We start from the raw sequence: 19414 nt of genomic DNA on the forward strand, positions 1-19414 counted from the left end.
GCCATATTCAAATCCCTACTCAACCGGCCGAACTTAAGTACTTAGTCGTTAAAACGCCTCCACTCAACTTAAAACAAGTGCGAATCACTATCATTTAGATGCAAATTATTGGATAATATTCTATTACGTTTGCTGTCTTTTAAAGGGGTGCTATGCCTAGTCGGGATAACACAAATCATAAGGCTATTTTATATAGAGCTGAAGTACTAGCACGCTTTTTTATCGCTATTTTCGGCGGCTATTACGTGACCGTTTTAGCTTCATCTTTATTGGCTTTAACTTTACCTACTCCGCGCCTAGATGCGCTTTTATATGCATTAACAACCGGCATCGTCTTTTACGCCATTGTCTTTATTTGGGTGTTTGGATGCCGCTCTTTTAAAAAGGTATTTCTTGGCATGATCGGACTACTTTGTATTCTCTACGGCACTTTGACGCATTTTGGAGGCTCCCTGTGAGAGAGTCATTTTTCCGCAGCATGACTTGGCTACACACTTGGGTTGGTTTACTCGTATGTTGGTTGCTGTTTTTAATCTTTTTTGCCGGTACCGCGAGCTTTTTCAGACATGAAATCAGTCTGTGGGCGCAACCTGCAACACACCATCTACCTCATTATGATAGTGCCCAACAAAATGAAACGGTCAAAAAGAGTATCGAACGGTTTCAAGAGATAGCGCCAAACGCCGAGTCTTGGCGTATTGAAATGCCAACAGAGCGTCGCCCGAGCTTGCTATTGATGTACTCCGAAAAGCCAGCCGAAGGAGAAAGGCGCGGAAAACGTCACTCTGAGTATCTTGACCCAGTAACGCTGGAGGCGCTTCCTGAGTTTAGAGAGACTAAAGGTGGTAACTTTTTCTATCGTTTGCATTTTGACTTACATTACATGAACGCGATCACCGCGCGTTGGATTGTCTGTTTTGCAACTCTGTTTATGCTAATTGCGCTTATTTCTGGCGTGGTGATCCATAAGCGCATATTCAAAGATCTATTCCAATTTAGAAACGGGAAAGGACTGAGAAGTTGGCTTGACGCCCATAACCTCTCTTCAGTAGTGGCATTGCCGTTTCATATTATGATCACTTACACTGGCTTAGTGACGCTTATTTTTATGTTATTGCCACAACCTGCGGAACAGCGCTTTGAAGATACAAAAACGCTTAGAGCCGAGCGCTACCCCTTTCTTGCTGAGCTCCCTGAAACAGGACAGCCACTGCAGGATCTCGCATTAAATACAGCGTTAGATCATTATTTTACTAACTCTGGTGACGCACCGCTTCGCCGCATTGTGATCTCATCGCCAGGGGATGCAAGTGCAACGATTAAGCTTTATGCCAATGCTCAACGCGCAGTGCAGGATGATCCACCCAGTTGGATGTATAGCGCGGCATCTGGTGAGTTGTTAAAAACACACAATGTGACGCTGTCTGGCGCTGAAAATCTCTACGGCGGAATGATAGCACTGCACACCGGGCGTTTAGCGGAGCCACTGTTACGTTGGCTATACTTTGTTGCCGGATTAGCAGGTTGTGCCATGATTGCAACGGGTGCTGTTATGTGGGCAAAAAGACTACGCCAAAAGCTCAAGGGTGATGACAAGCCGGGTGTAGGCCTTAGGCTTGTGGAGTCGCTCAATTTAGGCACCATCATGGGGCTGCCAGCCGCAACAGCAATGTTCTTTTATGCAAACCGTTTGCTTCCAATAGAATTAACAGGACGTGCAGACAAAGAAGTTCTGGCGTTCTTTGTTACGTGGGGAATATTCACTCTGGCCGCTATATTTAAGTCGGATAGGCTCGCGTGGATGCTATCTGCGAAAGTAAATGCAATCATATGGGGCTTACTGCCTGTCGTAAACATGCTAACGACTGATGGCAGCCTCGTGAGCTATTTCATTAATGGTCAGTGGGTATTATTTGGTTTTGATGTGATGGCTCTTGGTATCGCATTCGGTTTCTTGGTTCAAGCCAAAAAGCTCGGCAGTACCAAAGCAGCACCAGCGACACCGCGTCGCCAAGCAAAACGCGAGGTAAGCGCCTAATGGAATGGCTAACGTTTTTACTTTGCCTACTAGCATTTATGGGTTTTGCAGTAGCAAAGCCCAATCACTATAAAGAAGTATTTGGTACACGTCCAAAAGGTAACGTAACAAACCAATTAACCATTGCCAGCTGGCTCTGCCTCGGCGGCAGCTTAGCACTTGCTCTTAAAACTCAGGGGACCTACGGTAGCTTAGAGTTTATTGGTTATATGACCTTAGCAGTATTACTACTTGTCGCTATCTTCGCGACCAAACCTAGTTACTTCAGATCACTATTTTACCTAGTCATTATCACTATGCTGCTCAGTACGCTGTATTGGATCATATTTTAACTAAGGCGCCACTAATGGCGCCTTTTTTAGATCACAATTTTACTAACATTCCTTTGTTAACTCTTTGAAACCACATCATTTAGCATAAAATATCAGCAATAATGACGCTATACACCGCAAATTTACTAACTCAAACTAAGTTAGGTTAGTAAAATCATGATCTCATGAGCTCAATTAGCTTAATCAGTTGGTAAAAATATGATCTGGTAGTCTTGTTCTCGGACTAACTTAGTAAAATTCTGATCTAAGTGCCAAAGGAAATCTGTTGGTTAGTTAAATTCTGATCCAGAAAACGAGAAGAGTAATTCTGCTCAGATCCGAGCTTAAGCTTTATCTTACCTTCAAGGTCTATGTGATAAGAAGATTAGCGTGCAATTTCAATTTGAAACTACCTCTTAGGATGATGGCAGTTTATCAGTGCCAGTCCCTTTATCTTTGAGCCTTTATCAACTCAGGGTAGGAAGCGCCCCTACCCTGAACACGATTTACTCGGCTTTATTCCAATCCAGCTGCATATCCCACACATATCGGTGCTCTGGCTCTAGAGGCTGTTGAGAATCATCGACTTGTTCAAGCACATTACGCGCTTTTACTATAGTGGCGTCACGACCGAACAGGTAGCTTTGCTCTTTGACAATGGTTAAGTAGGCTTTATTCAGCGCCAGCGCACGTGGTTTTGATGGTGTGATCAATTCATAAAGGTTCTTCGCAGACTGCACTTTTTTGCTGTTTACCGTGCCATCTTCGTTAAACCAGCGCATTAGCATCTCTTGGTTTTGCCTAAACTCATCACCGCCGCCAACACGCATCATATAGGTCAAGAATTCGCCCTGCTCTTCGCCTTTGTTAGGTACGTCTTGCATCTCTTTTAAATTGATATAACCCCAACCCAGTTTGCCTTCAACTTTACGCGCAAACGAGAAGGTTTGGTCATAGGTTGAGCCAATGGTTTTGTGACAACCATTACAAAATGCAAGCTCTTGCTCATGTTGCGGACGAAGTGCGCCATTTTTATCCTCTATATAACCGTTAATCGTCCAACCAAAGTTGTTATTGATCCCTTGGTCGCCCAAATAAAGCGTTTGTGGGTAATTTTCGAATGACTTTTCTTTCGCTTCTCTGTAGTAAGCAGCACCGAGTGACTGCTTGGATTTAAAGTTGTGCTTCTTCATGTAGCGCACTTCTTTCATTCTTGGCGCATTAAATACTTGGCCATTATCATCCACCCCAATATACCGAACGGTATGTAAAAACTCGGTGTCTTGTGGGTATAACTGATGAGCAAGCTCGATAGTATTGGCATCACCAAGGTAACGTTCACTGCGCAGCATGCTAGTGATCTTCGTGAGTTTGCCATCACCATTTAAATCTACGCCAACTCGCGATTCAGAAATCACTGGCGTTGATATTTCGTCAAGTCCCTTTACAGCCATTTCAACTAGGCTTAAGTTGGCAAGGTAAACGTCCTGATTATACGTTTCGCCTTTTTCTCTGAAGGCGTCAGCAAGGCGGATCATGACATCCCCCGTCGAGCCGTTGGTTGGCCAAAAAGTACTAGGAAAAGGTTTATAATTGAATGCCACCCAGCCACTGCCGTCCTTTGCTATACCAAGCTCATCGAACGCTTTTTCTGGATATGCCAAGTTGTTAAGCGGGGTGATCTCACCTTTCCAATCAGGGTTATTTTTTAGTTTTTCGATGAAAGGGCTGTAATTATCTTGGTTGACCCAGTTAGTAATATCTTGATCTGAGATACCTTTGATAAGCTCAGAACGATCTTTAAACAAATTTTTCCAGTGGTTTTTAAATCCAAGATCGGAAAACTCATAGGCGCCTTGTAAATTGGCATCACGCATCATGTTTGGTCGGTTTTTTTCATCATATGATTGATGGCAGGCATAGCAAGGGTTATTCACGCCATCCGTTTTGGTGTAACACTGAGGAGGGATCACTGATTCGGGGTTATAGACTTCATTGTGCTGCATAAATGCGGCCGCAGGAATATCATCACCCTGTTTATAAGGTGCTGTAGTTTGCGCCGACATAAGTGCGGTATTGGTTAGCCCTTGAGTCTGTTCATCATTACAACCAAACAAGGCTACGCTCGTCAATGCCACTAGAGTTAGGCTAACGTATTTCATTTTTATGACTCCAAAATTTTGCTAAAAAAAAGCAGCGCACCATTCAGTGCACTGCTACTTGCTTAATTATTTTGCTTTAGGGTCATATAGCCAAAGCGTGTTATTTTCTTGGAAGCCATCTTCACCAATAATGATGCGACCATCTTCCATAACGATTACGTTATCAGGCTGTGAAAGCTGATTGACATCACAACGCTCAGCGCCAGTTAGTGACGAGCGGTAAGTTGCACCCATAACAACCGGCTCAATACGAGTTAGGTTATAGTTGTTATCGATATGTGCACGGTATACACCGCCACAATCTTTAACACGCGCAGAAAGCTGCATGTCACCTTCGCCATCAATCATGGTGTTGTCGATATCAGAGATACCGATATACATATAGGCTTTATCTACCACTTCACCGGCAACAACATCTTGACCAGTTACCGCCTCAAGTACGCGGTTATGGTTGATGCTTAAGCCTTCAAGTTTACGCCATTCAGCCGTAGCGCCTTTTTGGCGTGCAGCCTGACGAGACTCTAGGAAGATAGCGCGGTTGTCCATCGCTTTACCTGCCGTTACTTTACCGCCACCGTTTGCAACTGTTGGATAAGTAGCAGCGCCTTCCGCCCACGCTTTTACATCAGCAACAGACAAATAGCTTGTTTGACCTTCAACATAGTCAGTCTCATTGATGCCGTCGTACTCAGCCACCCAAGTTTCAATCTGTGCATTACTGCCGCTACCCAGCTCAACCCAGCTAATGTCAAAGCCAGTTACAGCCGGATCGGTAAGGCCCGCATCTTGAGTTAGCTTTGCTGCGTATAGGGTACCTGCACTTAAGTCTTCTGGTTGATCTGCAACAAATTTAAATAGTACGCCACCGGTATCATCTTGTGATGAATAAACAGTACGACGGTCAGGCATTACAACTGAGTTTTCATGCTCATAACGACCGATTGTGAAGTGTTTTACAACATCAGGCGTTTCGGTTGTAGGATTTTTGATTTCCGCAATGTAACCGTAGCGATAAGGGTTAGGGAAATCAGGTGCCATTAACGCTTCCATTGTGTCATTGCCTGTTTCAGCAGGATTATTCCACTGTGGATCTTGTGTTGAATCAACTTCAGACCAGACAATCCATTCTTCCGAAGTCAGCGGTGTGCCCCAAGGTGATACTGAACCAAAGCAGTTGGCTGCTGTGCCTTTAACACCGTCGAAGTCTACCATCATGGCTTCTTCGATTGACCATTTACCCGTTGTCGCTTTACTCATTTTCAAACGACTGACACCACCTGGGTACGCTTCCCAGTTTGTGAATAGATAACCTGTGTTTGTATCGACTGGAATATAACCATTGAAATCAGGGTTATCATTTTTAATGATTTCTTCACCAGTTGAGATGCTGTAATGTACACCCAAACCACCCGCTAACCCTTTAGTGCCAAGGTTTGCGAATGTGTCACCTGTTTGGCCTAGAATTTGATATTGACCAATTGCAGAAATCACGGTTTGTTGTTCCATGGTCGAAGCTGGAACTGGCGCGCTTGGGATATTTGCAGGTAGATTATTAAAGTTCACACCGGTTAGTACACCGACAGTACCTGTATTGAATGGCTTGCTATTGAACTTATCAGTAGCTGTGTTGGTGTCATTTGGGTGCTGAACGTTGAAGAACAAATCACCCCCTTCAGAAAGAAATAGACCAGTTACTTCAGCACCAGCTGGGACGGTTGCGATGCGAACAAGGCCTGGTACGCTGTAACTACCATCACGACCATTTTGGCCGTCTTGTCCATTTTGACCATCCTGTCCGTCAGTACCATTTTGTCCATTTGTGCCGTTTGAGCCATTAGTACCATTCGATCCATTAGTGCCGTTTGCACCGTCTTGGCCAGCAGTGCCCTGCTCACCTTGAGGACCCGCAGGACCTTGTGCTCCATCGTCACCATCACAGGCTGTAAGTGCCATTGCAACTGCTGCTGCAATAAGAGAATATGCTACACGCTTCATGAGTTACTCCAGTTCCTAAGTATTATTTTTTGTAAAGCGTGCAACAGTGTGAAGTGTTCCTGTTACAGTTGACTGAATGATTTATTAACCATTTCCTACAGGAATAAGACACTTATACTCAACTCACATACAGCCTCCCTTCTGTTAGCAAGTTAAAATACCCATAAAAGGAACTTTAGTGTAAAGGGGGTTTACACTATTCTTTTCGAACGGTTTCGTGTCTCATATAGATAAGTTCATTGGTGTTAAAACCATATTGTTCTGACATGGTTTTAAACTTGTTCATTACGGTATCCGACACTTTAGGTGCTCTAGAAAGCAACCAAAGGTAATCACGATTGTAGCTGGTAACAAATGCATACTGGTAGTCTTCATCTAACTCGAATACCACATAACTGCCATAAAACGGACCAAAAAATGACACTTTCAGATGCGCTATTTCATCATTTGCAACAAACTTAGCTTTGCCAACCGCTTCTTTCCACTCTCCTTCCTCTGTTACATATCCCTTATTTACGACTTTAATTGAACTGTCGGGATTTTGGCTATAAGTTGCCGTGACGTTCTGCATTCCTCTTTCAAATGAATGGTCTAATCGCGCGATTTCATACCAAGTGCCTGTATAGCGCTCAACATTAAAGTCTTTAACTGGTTTGATGCCCTCAGGCAGCCCTGTGCATGCTGAAACTGCGAGCACTAAAATCGCTGTGAAAAATAGCTGTCGTACTTTCATATAAGTTCTCCATATTCCATCTTGATGTCATACGTAGTAACCAAGCACTAAGATTAACGATAGGTTCGATTTTTATCTAGTAAAAGCAAAATTTAATTCAAACCCTTACCATGCCAATTTCACTTTATTTATTTTAAACTTACGTGTAAATGAATAGATCGCAGCAAAGTATGATGAATACAGCACAGAGCAAAAAAATACTAACTCATGGTTTGGGTGTAGCAACGGGTAAGGTTGCGTTTTATATTGAACATCCGCCACGCATAGAACCTTATAATAATTTGATGCAAGTCAGTGCGTTAGCCAATAGGGAGATCGAACATATTAATGCGCATTGCGGCAATGGTTGGCGGAAAATCTTCAATGTTTTTGCCAAGTTTTTATTTGCTGCAAAGCTGCCAGATCACGATATTACTAACTATTCAACTTGGCAGTCATATCGAGATAGCGCGTTACTTCAAGCTTCAAGTCAAGAAGCCCTGCTCTTCTCAACGCCTGATTTTTCAGCAAAAACATACGATTGGCATATAATTGCAGGACGCACCTACGCGAAATCATTGCTTGGAGATCAGATTTTTACTAACAATCTAATTTGGCTAGATGATGAGTTCGCCGTTGACTATAACTTGCGCCTTATCATTTCGCCATTTTTGGATTACCGCCAACTTAGTAATATAAAAATCAATAAGTTAGTAGATATAATAAGACAAAGTTAGATATTAGGCGGCAACTAAACAGCATGCCAATTCGTGCATAGATCAAACTTTTACTAAGTAAAATACTGATCTCCCTTCCGCATCATGGTCATTGAGATCAGAGTTTTACTAACTTTTTAGAAGTAAATGACCTGAGGTTTAGATAAAGCGCGGTGACGCCAGTGGCAGAGCAGCAATTGGCTTGGTATAGATCACTATTTTACTAACTTAATGTAAGCTACTTTGAAAGAGTAAGAATGGAAAGCCAAACCCGAATATGGTCTGGCTTATTTATCCGAAGCTCAGGTTATTTAGATAAAAACTACTGCTTATCTACCACAAAGCCCGCAAAGCCAAGGGCTTTAAAGAAAGGTTTGGCAATGCCAAAACCTGCGGTGTCTAGCAACTCTGCAAGGCGCATTTTATCCACGGGGTAAAACTCATGTTCTAAATTCACCCTCATACGCTGCTCGCCAACATCAGTCAGCCCAAGTTGTTTGCAAACAATTAATTGCGCTTCACGTTCAAAGCTTGTCGCAGGTTTTTCTAAGTCGGCAATAAAAAGACGCCCATTCGACTTTAGCTGCTCACTCATTTGTTTAAACAAGCTTGCTTTATCGCCGTTATCTTTTACAAAGTGCATCACCAGCAAGCACAGTACTGCATCCGCTTGGTAGGCCTGTGGTGAAATCGCGCCATGATGGATCTGCACACGCTCCTGTAGACCCAACTTAGTAAAATGCTGATCTGCAATTGCCAACATATCAGCAGATACATCTTGCGCTATAAACCGCCAACTCGGGTTTAGCTGAGCAAGTTCTACAATTTCTTTGCCTGTCCCTGCACCCACAACCAAAATGGTTGCGCTATCTGGGTAAAGTGCTAAAAGTTGCGCCCCGGTAAGTTGGTGAATTAACGCATAACCTGGCACCAGTTTTGTGATCCTAGAGTCGTAGTTTTGGGCTTCTTCGCCCGTAAAAGTCGGCATCCAAATTTCCTTATGTTCGTGGTATTAAATTTAAAGATGAGTAGCCTCCCGGCTGTTTATTCACATGGATACGGGTGGCGATCCGCTCGCTCATCTGAGCAACATGCGAGATCACTCCAACCTTGCGGCCTTGTGATTGCAACGCGTCTAGTGCATCAATTGCGACACCTAGCGTCTCGGGGTCTAACGTACCAAACCCTTCATCAATGAATAATGAATGTATTTGCACTTTATTTGATGAAAGTGCAGCAAGTCCAAGTGCTAAAGATAAAGATACCAAGAAGGACTCCCCTCCAGATAAGGTGTTGACACTACGTTGTTCGTCAGCCATATCTTTATCTATGACCGCAATTTCTAAAGATTGCTCAATGTTGGTAAGCAGATAACGTCTAGAAAGCGTATGCAATTGCTGGTTAGCATACTGCAATAAGATTTTTAGCGTTTGCGTTTGCGCCCAATTACGCAACTTTTTGCCTGTTGCGTCGCCTAATAACTTATCTAGCAAATGCCACTGCTCGTAGTCTTGTTGCAACTGAGCGAGATTTGCGGCTTGCAAAGAGAATTGTTGTTTATTCTGAGCATCAACCTCTAATGCACTTTGCACTTGTAGTAACTGATTTTGAGTTTGTTCAAGTGCTTGCGTCGTCTCGGCATGACTTTGCTTAACTTGTTCACTATCAACCCCATCAGGGTACTTACTTTCAAGTTGGCTGAGTTCTTCACGCTGATGACTAAGCTGCAGCTTAGTGTTTTGAAAGGCTTGCTGAACTTGCGCACACTTTTCTAAATTCGCTCGAGCTTCATCCAAAGAAACCTCAAGTAACGCTAATACTTTTACTTTGTCTAGCTGCCCTTGCTGGTCGAACAACCATTGTTCAAAACGCGCATTAAGTTGCTGCAACCGGGATGTTTGCTCGGCAATTTGCTTTTCTAGTTGCGTCAGACTGTGTTGGGTCTTTTCACGCTGTGCTTCGGTTTGGCTCAGCGCTAGCTGGGTTTGTGTGATCTGCTCTCGGCTTTGCTGTTCTTGCAGCTTAAGCTCTGCAATCCAATCATCCAATCTGGTGTGCTGCTGTGGTAAGTATTCAGCACGTTCGCGATTGAGGCGTTCAATATTCTGCTGGTGTTGTAAAAGCGTATGTTCTAATTCTTCAAGTCGCTGCGCTTCATCTTGTTTTTGTTGACTGACAAGATGTAATTGATGCTCAAGCTGAACTTTTTCCGCCGTTAACGCATCGGTGCGCTCGGTGGTTTTTAGCCAAGTTTGCACCCCCGTTTTAAGTTGCCTAATGGCAGCTTGAGGAGATGAATCAAAGTCTTGCCACCACGACTTATCGGAAATTAACGCTTTAAGCCGATTGCGTAAGGCAGCCACTGTTTGTGATAGCTGATCATATTCGGTTCGCAAAAAGGCAATATGATTGCCTAAATCATGGTGCTGCTGCTGAAGTGCCTGCCCTTTATGTTTAGCCTGTTCGAGGTGTTGTTGTGCCTGCTGAACCAATTGCCACTGGCGGTCGATATTATTGCGTAACTTGGATAGTTCATTTAGCCGTGACTGAATACTCACGAGTTGCAATTCAGCTTGCTCAGCGCTGCCAACTTTATACTCATCACTCAACGCATCTAATCGAGCGCGATTCTCATTTATTTGCTTAGTGCAGTGAGCAATTTCCTGAGTGACTGACTGCCATAGCGCATTTTCACGCTCTTTTTCACCGACTTGTTGATTATAACGCTGCAACACTTGCTCACGAGCTTGCTCAGCAGCTTGATACTGAGACCGAAAATCCGATAGTAACTGCTCCCAATGGGCATCGATGTGCTCTACACCATAAGGATGTTCTTTTGAGCCACATACCATGCATTCTTGCCCTGCTCGCAATTGAGCGCGTAAATCGCTGATCCGCTCACTTGCGCGTAACTGCACTTGCTCCAAGTTATCACGAGTTAGGGCTAGGCGCTGCTTAGACAACTCATCTTGCTGCTTGGTATCTCGAATCAGTATCTCAAGCCTTTCCAAGCCAATATGATGTTGAGTTTGTTGTGCTCGTAACTGATGCAGCAAGGCATCCCCTTCTTCGATACTACGATAGGCTTGCACGCATAGAGACCAGTTCTGCAATGCCAAATTTAGGTCTTGTTGAGTCAAAGGTGCGAGTGCTTCTTTTAACGCTGAGAGCGCGCTGGCTTCGGTGTCATAAACCTTTTGTAGGTGCTTTACCTCAGCCTCATGTTTGCTCAATTGTATACCTAGCGCTTGCTGTTCGTTCGGTAATTTTTGCAACTGGGTTTCATGATCGTTGCGTTGTTGTTGGTACTTTTGCAGATCATCAAATTGAGGCTGAACCACGCTCCATTGCCCCGCAATATTGCTAACTGAGTGTAAGTTCGCTTGCTCATGCTCTAGCTGCTGTAATTCAGTAGCGATCTCGCCTTGTTGCACTTGATACTTCTGTATTGCAGCTTCATGTTGCGCAATAAGATTGGCGTGTTTATCTAGATAGGGCTTAGTTTCTCGTTCTTGCGCTTTGTGTAGGCTCAGCTTTTCATCCAATATACGAATGCTGTTAAAGCTTGGTTCTAACTTTACAAAATTGGTTTGCTGCGTAATAAGCAGCTGTTCCAGTTGCTGCTGTTTTGCTTTTAGCGTTGCAATAGCGGATACAAAATCTTGTTGCTGCAGTGCTAGCTGCTCTTGAGATAGCTGCGCAACGCGTTTATCCGCCAGCTCATGCTGCTCACGATTATCACGCATCTCATTGGCTTTTAAGACTTGCTGCGCATATTCCTGCTGTGGCTTTCCCTCTTCTATTTGCTGCTCAAGCGTTTGTAGCGTGTGTTCCACCTCAGCTATTTTTTGCTTTCTTAGCTCGACATCCGCGAGCCATTGCAGCTGAGCTTGCAGCTTTGTGCTTGTCTCTTGTTGTCGATTTCTTGTATCAAGCAATCCCAACTTTTGTGCTTCAAGTTCTGCAAGCTGCTCTGGTGACAAGAGCACAATTTGACCTAGCCTATCTTGCAGGGATTGCAGCTCGATTTTCTTTTGTTTGTGCGCTTCAAAAACCGCTTTACCTATATTGCTGAACTTTTCGGTACCCGTAAGACATTCTAGTAACTGAGCCCGTTCATCTCCCCCAGCCTTCAAAAACGCGGAGAACTCATGCTGAGCAAGCAACACAGCTCGAGTAAACTGTTCAAAGTTAAGCCCGACTAGCTGTTCGATTTTTTGTCCCGTTTCTTTTTTCTTCTCACAGACTAGGGTCATATCTGGTAGGCTGAACAACTCAATTGTAGCGTCTTTTAAATTTCCTTTAGGGCTTTTTCTAGCGCGTTTTACCGACCAGGTAGCTTGATAACGCTTGCTATCTTGAGCAATAAAAACCACGCTCGCAGATGCTGCAACACAGCCCCGACGCAATAAGTTTCGCGGGTCATTTAATTTAATGTTATCGCCATTAAAGGTAACTCTCTCTTTGTCGTCCGATTTTAACCGTGCGGTTTTGCCATAAAATGCAAGGCAAACCGCATCCAGTAAAGTGCTTTTTCCCGCCCCTGTATCACCGGTAATGGCATAAAGACCGGTGTCTTTGAGTGGTGCCGCAGTAAAGTCGACTTCAGCACTTTCTATAGAGGCAAGGTTGGTGATTAATATTTTTTCAAGTTTCATTGCACTACTCCTCCATGCTCGCGATCACTTCTGCTAACTTTTCATGTAATGTCGCGGGTGCTTTTTCCTGCTCAGGTTCAATTTCGCGATAGGCAATATCCAACAAGGTATTGGGCGATAACGATTCAACTTTGCCCAAATCTTCAAACAACCACTCACTGGCGGCTGCGCCTTTAGACACCCGCTCAATACCACAAAACTTAATATCCTTCCCTTTTAGCGCTTCATCAATCTCGGCTCGAAAGCGGCTATTGGTTTCAGCTGCAGATAATTTTAAGCGAACATAGGGAGCGCTATCGAACTTGCTAAAATCCTGCGCCGCGATAGCTTCGCATAATTCAGCCAAGCGCTTTGCACCATCTTCAGGGATATATAACACATCTTTAAAACGGGGAACGTAAAGGGGGTTTACATCGACCAGACCTTGCTCATTAAATTCAGCGAGCAATACTTGATGCTTATAATTGCGTTCGGAAAATGACATTGGCAAAGGTGTGCCGCAGTATCTGATAGCACTTTGCTTAGCGACGGTTTGCGCTTTATGTAAATGGCCTAGCGCAACATAGTCAAACTGCTCGCCAAACACGCCGGCAGACACCGCATCAAAGCCGCCAATGTTGAGGTTACGCTCAGAATCTTCAGAAATCGTTCCACCCTTGGCGTGCAGATGCCCCATTAGCACAATAGGACCTTTCACTTCTTCTATCGTGCTTAGCGCATGCTGATAAGCTAATTGTACCCCGGTTTGATAGTCAAACTCGTCATCTAGCGGTTTTGGTAAATCAGCACTGCGCAAAAATGGCATTGCCACAACATGCATATGCTGCGCGGCGATGGGTAAATCGATAACAACTTGTTCAGGCGCTTGCTTGTTAAAGCGTCCAATAACATGGGTGTTGAATAAGGTTAAGAGTGGTTTTGCGGTTTCAATGCGATTAGCGGAATCGTGGTTGCCTGCAATCAGAATAATATGCAGCTGAGGACACAGTTGAGATGCTTTTTGGATAAAGGTATACAGTTGCTTTTCAGCACTCGCGGGCGGTGTTGCGGTATGAAAAATATCACCGCTGATCAACAGTACATCAATTTGCTGTTCAACCAGCGCATCGCATAGCCAGTCTAAAAACAGCTGATGCTCTTCACTGCGATCATGCTCGTAAAACGATTGCCCTAAGTGCCAGTCAGACGTGTGTAAAACCTTCATTTAGCGTTCCTTTTCCTATAGAAACGCTAATATAGCATCGTCGAGCAATATTCGTCTTGTGAATATTGACGCTTTAACAGCTTAGTGAGTCAACTGCCACCAAGCAAAAATGATTATAGGTAATGCCAGTAAAAAGAATTTAGCAGGTAACTTGAAAACACGACTATGCTTATCTTGCACGCGTTTAATCGCCGATTTCTCGTTACAGGCAGCTACTTTATCAACATAAAAATAGCCGTCATCTAAATAATCTTTACAGTTTTGTTCGTCTGCAGGAATTGCAACAAACTTCTCTTGTTTTTTTAGTATGTAGAAATCCATACTGCCCACCACATTTGATTCGCTAAACGGGTATTTAGTACAGAGCAAAACTAACGCCAGTTTTACCCATAGATTGTAAAGTGCGCGATTTTAAAGACAAACTTGGGTCAATATCAACAACTAATTTTGTTTTCTTTATTTATTTATAAAATGTAGACAATAACCCAGCAAAATACCTTTTTGGCATACAAATTAATTTTTTTGAGCATTGTATTTTTTCTATCAAAAACAACAGATTAAAAAACACTCAAAACAGCGTAATTTCAGTCGTGCCTAAATCTTGTTACTTTATCTCAAAACTTTGATTTATGTGTTTTTATTTGTCAGTTTATTGACACGTAGAAGGTTTTATTTGTCTTCCTTTGTCACCATGCAAATCCCCTCTACTCACTCCGAGCAAAAACTGAAATAAAAATGTTTATTGGTCAATGCTTTGGCACGATAAAATGGGAAATAACAATGAAAAAATCAACACCAGCCATGCCTTTATTGGTTGCACTAGCGCTATCCGGTGTCGCACACGCCAGCGCCATTTCGCAAACCAAAGGGCATTTTGAAGATAAGTTTCGCCAATTAGATGAGACTTTACCGACCCCAAATATCTACCGCAGCGCAGCCGGTGAGCCCGGAGAGCGTTATTGGCAACAAAAGGTGGATTATGATATTGATGTAAACTTGGACGAGAAAGCCAAAAGGTTAACCGCTACGCAGACCATACATTACAAAAATAACTCTCCTCACACCCTCAAATATTTATGGCTACAATTAGACCAAAATATCTTCAAAAATGATTCAATTGCTGAACGCACAGCAACTTTTGGGAACGAATTACAGAGTAATCCGGTTACAAAACATGCAAAAATTTCACTAAATCAACTCAGACGCCAGCAGTTTATGGATGACACTGAGCTTGGTTTTATCATCAATAATGTCAAGGACGGTCGCGGTAAACCGCTCAAGGTCACGATTGTTGATACCATGATGCGTGTTGACCTAAACGAACCACTCAAATCAGGTAAAGATCTACAATTTAGTATGGACTTCGCCTTTAATATTGTTGAAGAAGATGCCGTTGGCGCACGTTCGGGTTATGAGCACTTTGAAAAAGACGGTAATGACATCTTTTTGCTCGCGCAATGGTTCCCTCGCCTAACGGCGTATACAGATTATGAAGCTTGGACCAACAAGGCGTTTCTTGGCAGTGGTGAATTCACGCTCGAGTTTGGTGACTACGACGTTGAAATCACGGTGCCGGCCGATCATATCGTTTCTGCAACCGGTGAGTTAGATAACCCAAAGCAAGTTCTGAGCAAAACCCAGCGTGACAGACTAGCGCAAGCAAAAACAGCAAAACGCCCGGTATTCGTCGTTACTGAAGAAGAAGCGCTAGAGAACGAAAAAGCGGGTACAGACGACACCAAAACGTGGCGCTTTAAGGCCAAGAATGTGCGAGATTTTGCTTGGGCTTCATCACGTAAATTTATGTGGGATGCTAAAGGCTATCAGCAAGGTGGTGACGAGCAGCCTCTCGTGATGGCCATGTCATTTTACCCCAAAGAGGGGGGTGACTTGTGGAAAAAGTACTCCACCGAAGCCGTTATTCATACCATGGAAGTCTATTCACGCTTCTCGTTTGATTACCCCTATCCAACCGCGCAATCAGTAAATGGTCCTGTCGGTGGGATGGAATATCCGATGATCACTTTCAATGGTCCGCGTACGAAATTGCAAGATGATGGCTCTCGCACCTATTCACTGGCCGAGAAACGTTTTTTAATCGGCGTTGTCATTCACGAAGTAGGGCACATCTACTTCCCTATGATAGTCAACTCAGACGAGCGCCAATGGACATGGATGGATGAGGGCCTCAATAGCTTTTTAGATGGCGTTGCTGGCCGCGAATGGGATCCCACCATTCCTTGGGGCGTTGAGCCAAGAGATGTTGCTGCCTACATGAAATCTGAAGATCAGTCTCCAATCATGACGCAATCAGACAGCGTCTTGCATCTCGGTCCAAATGCCTACACGAAACCTGCTGCAGCGCTTAATATTCTGCGCGAGGTGATTTTAGGCCGTGAGCTATTCGATTTTGCATTTAAAGAATATGCCCTACGCTGGAAATATAAACGCCCAACGCCAGCAGATTTCTTTAGAACGATGGAGGAAGCTTCTGGGGTCGATTTAGATTGGTTCTGGCGTGGCTGGTTTTACAGCACAGATCATGTCGATATCTCATTAGATAAAATCTATCAATTGCGGTTGGACACCAAAAACCCAGACATCGATTTTGGCCGCCTACGAGAGTTTGAAAAGAACAAACCAATGTCGTTATTCGTCAAACGCAATCAAGAACAAGGGCGCGCACTTTGGATTGATAAAAACCAAGACATAACAGACTTTTACGATAGTAATGACCAGTTTACGGTAACCAATGAAGAACGAAATGAGTATCGTGAGTTTTTATCTGAGCTTAAACCTTGGGAAAAACGTACTCTTGAGCGCGCGGTAAAAGAAGACAAAAACTATTACGTACTTAAGTTTGGTAATGTCGGTGGACTCGTGATGCCAATCTTACTTGAGCTCACGTACCAAGATGGTAGCAAAGAAGAGCGGACTATCCCTGCCGAGATTTGGCGTCGCAATGCCCGTAACGTCAGCAAGCTAATTATTACAGATAAAGATAAACCGCTTGCGTCCGTGACCGTTGACCCGCGGTGGGAAACTGCTGACGTTGATATTGAGAATAACCATTACCCAAGACGCATTATAGAATCTCGCCTAGAGCTCTATAAAAAGAAAGAACGTGAAGGTAAAGTGTATCGCGATATCATGCAAGACGTTAAAGCCGAGCTAAAACCACTTGAAGAGAAAAAGGATAACTAATGAAAACCTGGCGCTTAGCCTGTTTATTTGTGCTGATTTCACCGCTTTGTCAAGCGCACCAATTAAAAGCAGCGGTCACCACGGTGTTATTTAACGAACGCAGTGGTAATATCGAAATCATGCACAGATTCTATCTCCATGATACTGAGCATGCGGTAGAGAGCCTATTTAGTCACAATGCCGATATATTTAACAATGTTGCTGATAGAGTAAGCTTTGCGAATTATGTCAGTAAGCGCGTTGAATTAAAAACAGGCGCAGGTAAAGTGCTGCCCTTAAATTTGGTTGGTGCGGAAATTGATGGCCAATTTTTTTGGGTATATCAAGAAACACCGCTGTTCTCACCAATAAATGAACTTAAAATGCGCCATAATGCACTCAGAGATGTGTGGTCAGAACAAGTCAATTTAGTAAACTTTGAAGGCAAAGGAAAAGTCAGGTCGTTGCACTTTGATGGTAATGATGATTGGCTAAGCATCACGTTTTAGGTTATCTAACTCGCTAAAGTTAAAAGGCACTCCGGTGCCTTTTTTACTTTATCAACTCAAGTTCTGCGCTAAAGTTAAAGAATACTTTTTAATGCACGATGAGGAAAAGGAATGATAGCCTCAATAAAGCTGGTGTTGACCTGCATATTACTGACGTCATTTAGCGTCTGTGCAAACGATTTAGTGCGCTATAACATCTCTAAAGAATTTGCAGATCCAAAACAAGACTACTACATCGCGTTATTAAGGCTGGCTCTAAATAAGAGCCGCGATAAATATGGCGCTTACCAACTCAGTGAAAACTCTTTCGATCATACCCCTCAAGGACGCACCTTAGAAATTTTGGAGCAAGGGAAGCTTTTAGATGTTCACTGGAGTATGACATCCATCAAAAGAGAAAAGAGTTTAGCGACGGTATATGTGCCGCTACTAAAAGGAATGATGGGCGCGCGTTTATTTCTCATCCACAAAGATACCGAAGAAAGACTCTCTTTGCTTCACTCTCCCGCCCAATTAATGAGTTTCACGCTTGGTAGTGGTATCGACTGGCCCGATACTTCAATCTACGAAAAAAATGGCTTTGTTGTAGTCACTAGCATGGCTTCTTTGCTACCAAAGATGTTAGAAGAAAAACGCTTTGAGCTCTTCCCTCGCGCACTTCACGAACCATGGACAGAGTTACAAAGCATGGATAGCACAGTAGTAGAGTCTAGGTTCGCGTTTTGTTATCCCACTGCTATGTACTTTTTCGTCAATAAAAATAATAGTCGACTCAAAGAACGCCTTAGCTATGGCCTCAACAAAGCAATAGAAGACGGCTCGTTTGATAGACTATTTTTCAATCATCCAATTACTCGTGAAGCCATTGCAAAAGCCAAATTTGAGGATAGGAAAGCTTTAAAACTTCAAAACCCAAACTTGAGTGGTCACACAAGGGATACCCTGTTTAACGCCAAATATACTTGGCAACCTATCCACCAGTGCATATCGCCCAACTAGGCCCAGTCCAGCGTGATAAGCTACTGACACTTGAATTATCGGCTTTGGTTAATTAATTTGGGATTGGTATGTGTAAGTAAAGGATCTACTAGTTTTTTGTAGATTTATCAGCCTAATCAGTAATTCGTTTTATACGATAACATCGCACACCAGCGCTTAGTGCCTAAGCCCTGTTTATCTTTCAAGTTTGTTTTTGCAGCAACGGTCAACAGGCCCTAGAACTTTCAGCTAGAATGAATTCACCACCAACAAATAACACAAATAAAGAAGGCCATTACCTTGATCAATATTCCACCCAATATCCCACGCTCAAACAGCCCGATTGGTCGAAAGCTTGGTAGCTTGATGCTTAAGATGATGGGATGGAAGATAGCTGGCACCTTCCCAAGTGAAGAAAAGTTTGTAGCAGCCGTCGCGCCGCATACGTCAAACTGGGACTTTTTTATTGGCATTGCTGTCAAGCTTGCACTTGATGTTGAAATTCGCTTTTTAGGCAAGCACACCATTTTTACCCCACCATTTGGCTGGTTATTACGCAAATGGGGTGGAATTCCGGTTAGGCGAGATACACCGCATGGTATGGTCACGCAGGTTCGCGATATTTTTAATGCCAGCGACAAATTGATTTTGGGCTTAGCTCCAGAAGGAACTCGTAAATACACTCCAGAATGGAAAAAAGGCTTCATCTACATTGCGCAATCCGCCGAAGTCCCCATTGTGCCTATGGCAATAGACTACCGCAGTAAAACTTTTGTTATTATGCCTGCGATCGACAATACAACAGAGCTCACGCCAGATCAGTTACTTAATCAAGTCAAACTACAATTTTCAAAACAAATGGCAAAATACCCTGCACACGCATCAGGACTATGAATAAAAATATCGATGAAGATCAAAAGATTAAATTGAAATACCATTATTTCAGAC

The 19414-nt window shown here is 43.4% G+C and carries 15 protein-coding genes; 8 read left to right on the forward strand and 7 right to left on the reverse strand.

Translation table 11 applies throughout. The features are described 5' to 3' along the window. Positions 1-152: 152 nt before the first annotated feature. From MHN32_RS15765 to MHN32_RS15775, 3 genes are read left to right on the forward strand one after another with little or no spacing between them, the layout of a single operon-like run. Positions 153-458, forward strand: coding sequence for a hypothetical protein (locus MHN32_RS15765; protein ID WP_239422302.1), 306 nt, complete (start codon positions 153-155; stop codon positions 456-458). Next, positions 455-2038 (forward strand): PepSY-associated TM helix domain-containing protein, encoded by a 1584-nt coding sequence (locus MHN32_RS15770; RefSeq protein ID WP_239422303.1) that lies wholly within the window; start codon positions 455-457, stop codon positions 2036-2038. Before MHN32_RS15765 ends, MHN32_RS15770 begins: the two co-directional genes overlap by 4 nt. Continuing rightward, positions 2038-2370, forward strand: coding sequence for a DUF3325 domain-containing protein (locus tag MHN32_RS15775; protein ID WP_239422304.1), 333 nt, complete (start codon positions 2038-2040; stop codon positions 2368-2370). Before MHN32_RS15770 ends, MHN32_RS15775 begins: the two co-directional genes overlap by 1 nt. Positions 2371-2855: 485 nt before the next feature. On the opposite strand, the gene MHN32_RS15780 is transcribed toward MHN32_RS15775, so the two are convergent. The 3 genes from MHN32_RS15780 to MHN32_RS15790 form a co-directional block, all read right to left on the reverse strand. After that, positions 2856-4511 carry a hypothetical protein gene (locus tag MHN32_RS15780; RefSeq protein ID WP_039495439.1) on the reverse strand — a complete coding sequence of 552 codons (1656 nt, stop codon included), beginning with the start codon at positions 4509-4511 and terminating at the stop codon, positions 2856-2858. A gap of 66 nt (positions 4512-4577) precedes the next feature. After that, positions 4578-6506 carry an alkaline phosphatase PhoX gene (locus MHN32_RS15785; RefSeq protein WP_239422305.1) on the reverse strand — a complete coding sequence of 643 codons (1929 nt, stop codon included), beginning with the start codon at positions 6504-6506 and terminating at the stop codon, positions 4578-4580. Positions 6507-6702: 196 nt separating this feature from the next. Next, positions 6703-7239, reverse strand: a complete 537-nt coding sequence (locus MHN32_RS15790; RefSeq protein ID WP_239422306.1) for a lipocalin family protein — start codon at positions 7237-7239, stop codon at positions 6703-6705. 173 nt (positions 7240-7412) lie between these two features. Between MHN32_RS15790 and MHN32_RS15795 the strand changes: the two genes are divergently transcribed. After that, on the forward strand, positions 7413-7955 hold the full coding sequence (locus MHN32_RS15795; protein WP_239422322.1) for a hypothetical protein: 543 nt from the start codon (positions 7413-7415) through the stop codon (positions 7953-7955). Positions 7956-8256: 301 nt separating this feature from the next. On the opposite strand, the gene MHN32_RS15800 is transcribed toward MHN32_RS15795, so the two are convergent. The 4 genes from MHN32_RS15800 to MHN32_RS15815 form a co-directional block, all read right to left on the reverse strand. Continuing rightward, a complete protein-coding gene (locus MHN32_RS15800) occupies positions 8257-8922 on the reverse strand; it encodes a class I SAM-dependent methyltransferase (protein ID WP_010605596.1) in 666 nt (221 codons plus the stop codon). 10 nt (positions 8923-8932) lie between these two features. Next, positions 8933-12592, reverse strand: coding sequence for an AAA family ATPase (locus MHN32_RS15805; protein WP_239422307.1), 3660 nt, complete (start codon positions 12590-12592; stop codon positions 8933-8935). Positions 12593-12596: 4 nt separating this feature from the next. Beyond that, positions 12597-13796, reverse strand: coding sequence for an exonuclease subunit SbcD (gene sbcD, locus MHN32_RS15810; protein ID WP_010605594.1), 1200 nt, complete (start codon positions 13794-13796; stop codon positions 12597-12599). An 81-nt stretch (positions 13797-13877) separates the two neighbouring features. Then, positions 13878-14117 carry a hypothetical protein gene (locus tag MHN32_RS15815; RefSeq protein WP_010376069.1) on the reverse strand — a complete coding sequence of 80 codons (240 nt, stop codon included), beginning with the start codon at positions 14115-14117 and terminating at the stop codon, positions 13878-13880. Between the two features lie 459 nt (positions 14118-14576). Between MHN32_RS15815 and MHN32_RS15820 the strand changes: the two genes are divergently transcribed. From MHN32_RS15820 to MHN32_RS15835, 4 genes are all read left to right on the forward strand, one after another. Then, a complete protein-coding gene (locus MHN32_RS15820) occupies positions 14577-17000 on the forward strand; it encodes a M1 family metallopeptidase (protein ID WP_235367091.1) in 2424 nt (807 codons plus the stop codon). Next, positions 17000-17488, forward strand: a complete 489-nt coding sequence (locus tag MHN32_RS15825) for a DUF6702 family protein (protein ID WP_235367092.1) — start codon at positions 17000-17002, stop codon at positions 17486-17488. The genes MHN32_RS15820 and MHN32_RS15825 overlap by 1 nt, the downstream gene beginning before the upstream one ends. A 111-nt stretch (positions 17489-17599) precedes the next feature. Continuing rightward, on the forward strand, positions 17600-18487 hold the full coding sequence (locus tag MHN32_RS15830; protein ID WP_010605591.1) for a hypothetical protein: 888 nt from the start codon (positions 17600-17602) through the stop codon (positions 18485-18487). Positions 18488-18766: 279 nt separating this feature from the next. Continuing rightward, complete coding sequence (locus MHN32_RS15835) at positions 18767-19360, forward strand: 1-acyl-sn-glycerol-3-phosphate acyltransferase (protein WP_206471867.1); 594 nt, start codon at positions 18767-18769, stop codon at positions 19358-19360. Positions 19361-19414 lie beyond the last annotated feature (54 nt).

This window comes from Pseudoalteromonas sp. Of11M-6, assembly GCF_022347905.1.
GTDB lineage: Bacteria > Pseudomonadota > Gammaproteobacteria > Enterobacterales > Alteromonadaceae > Pseudoalteromonas.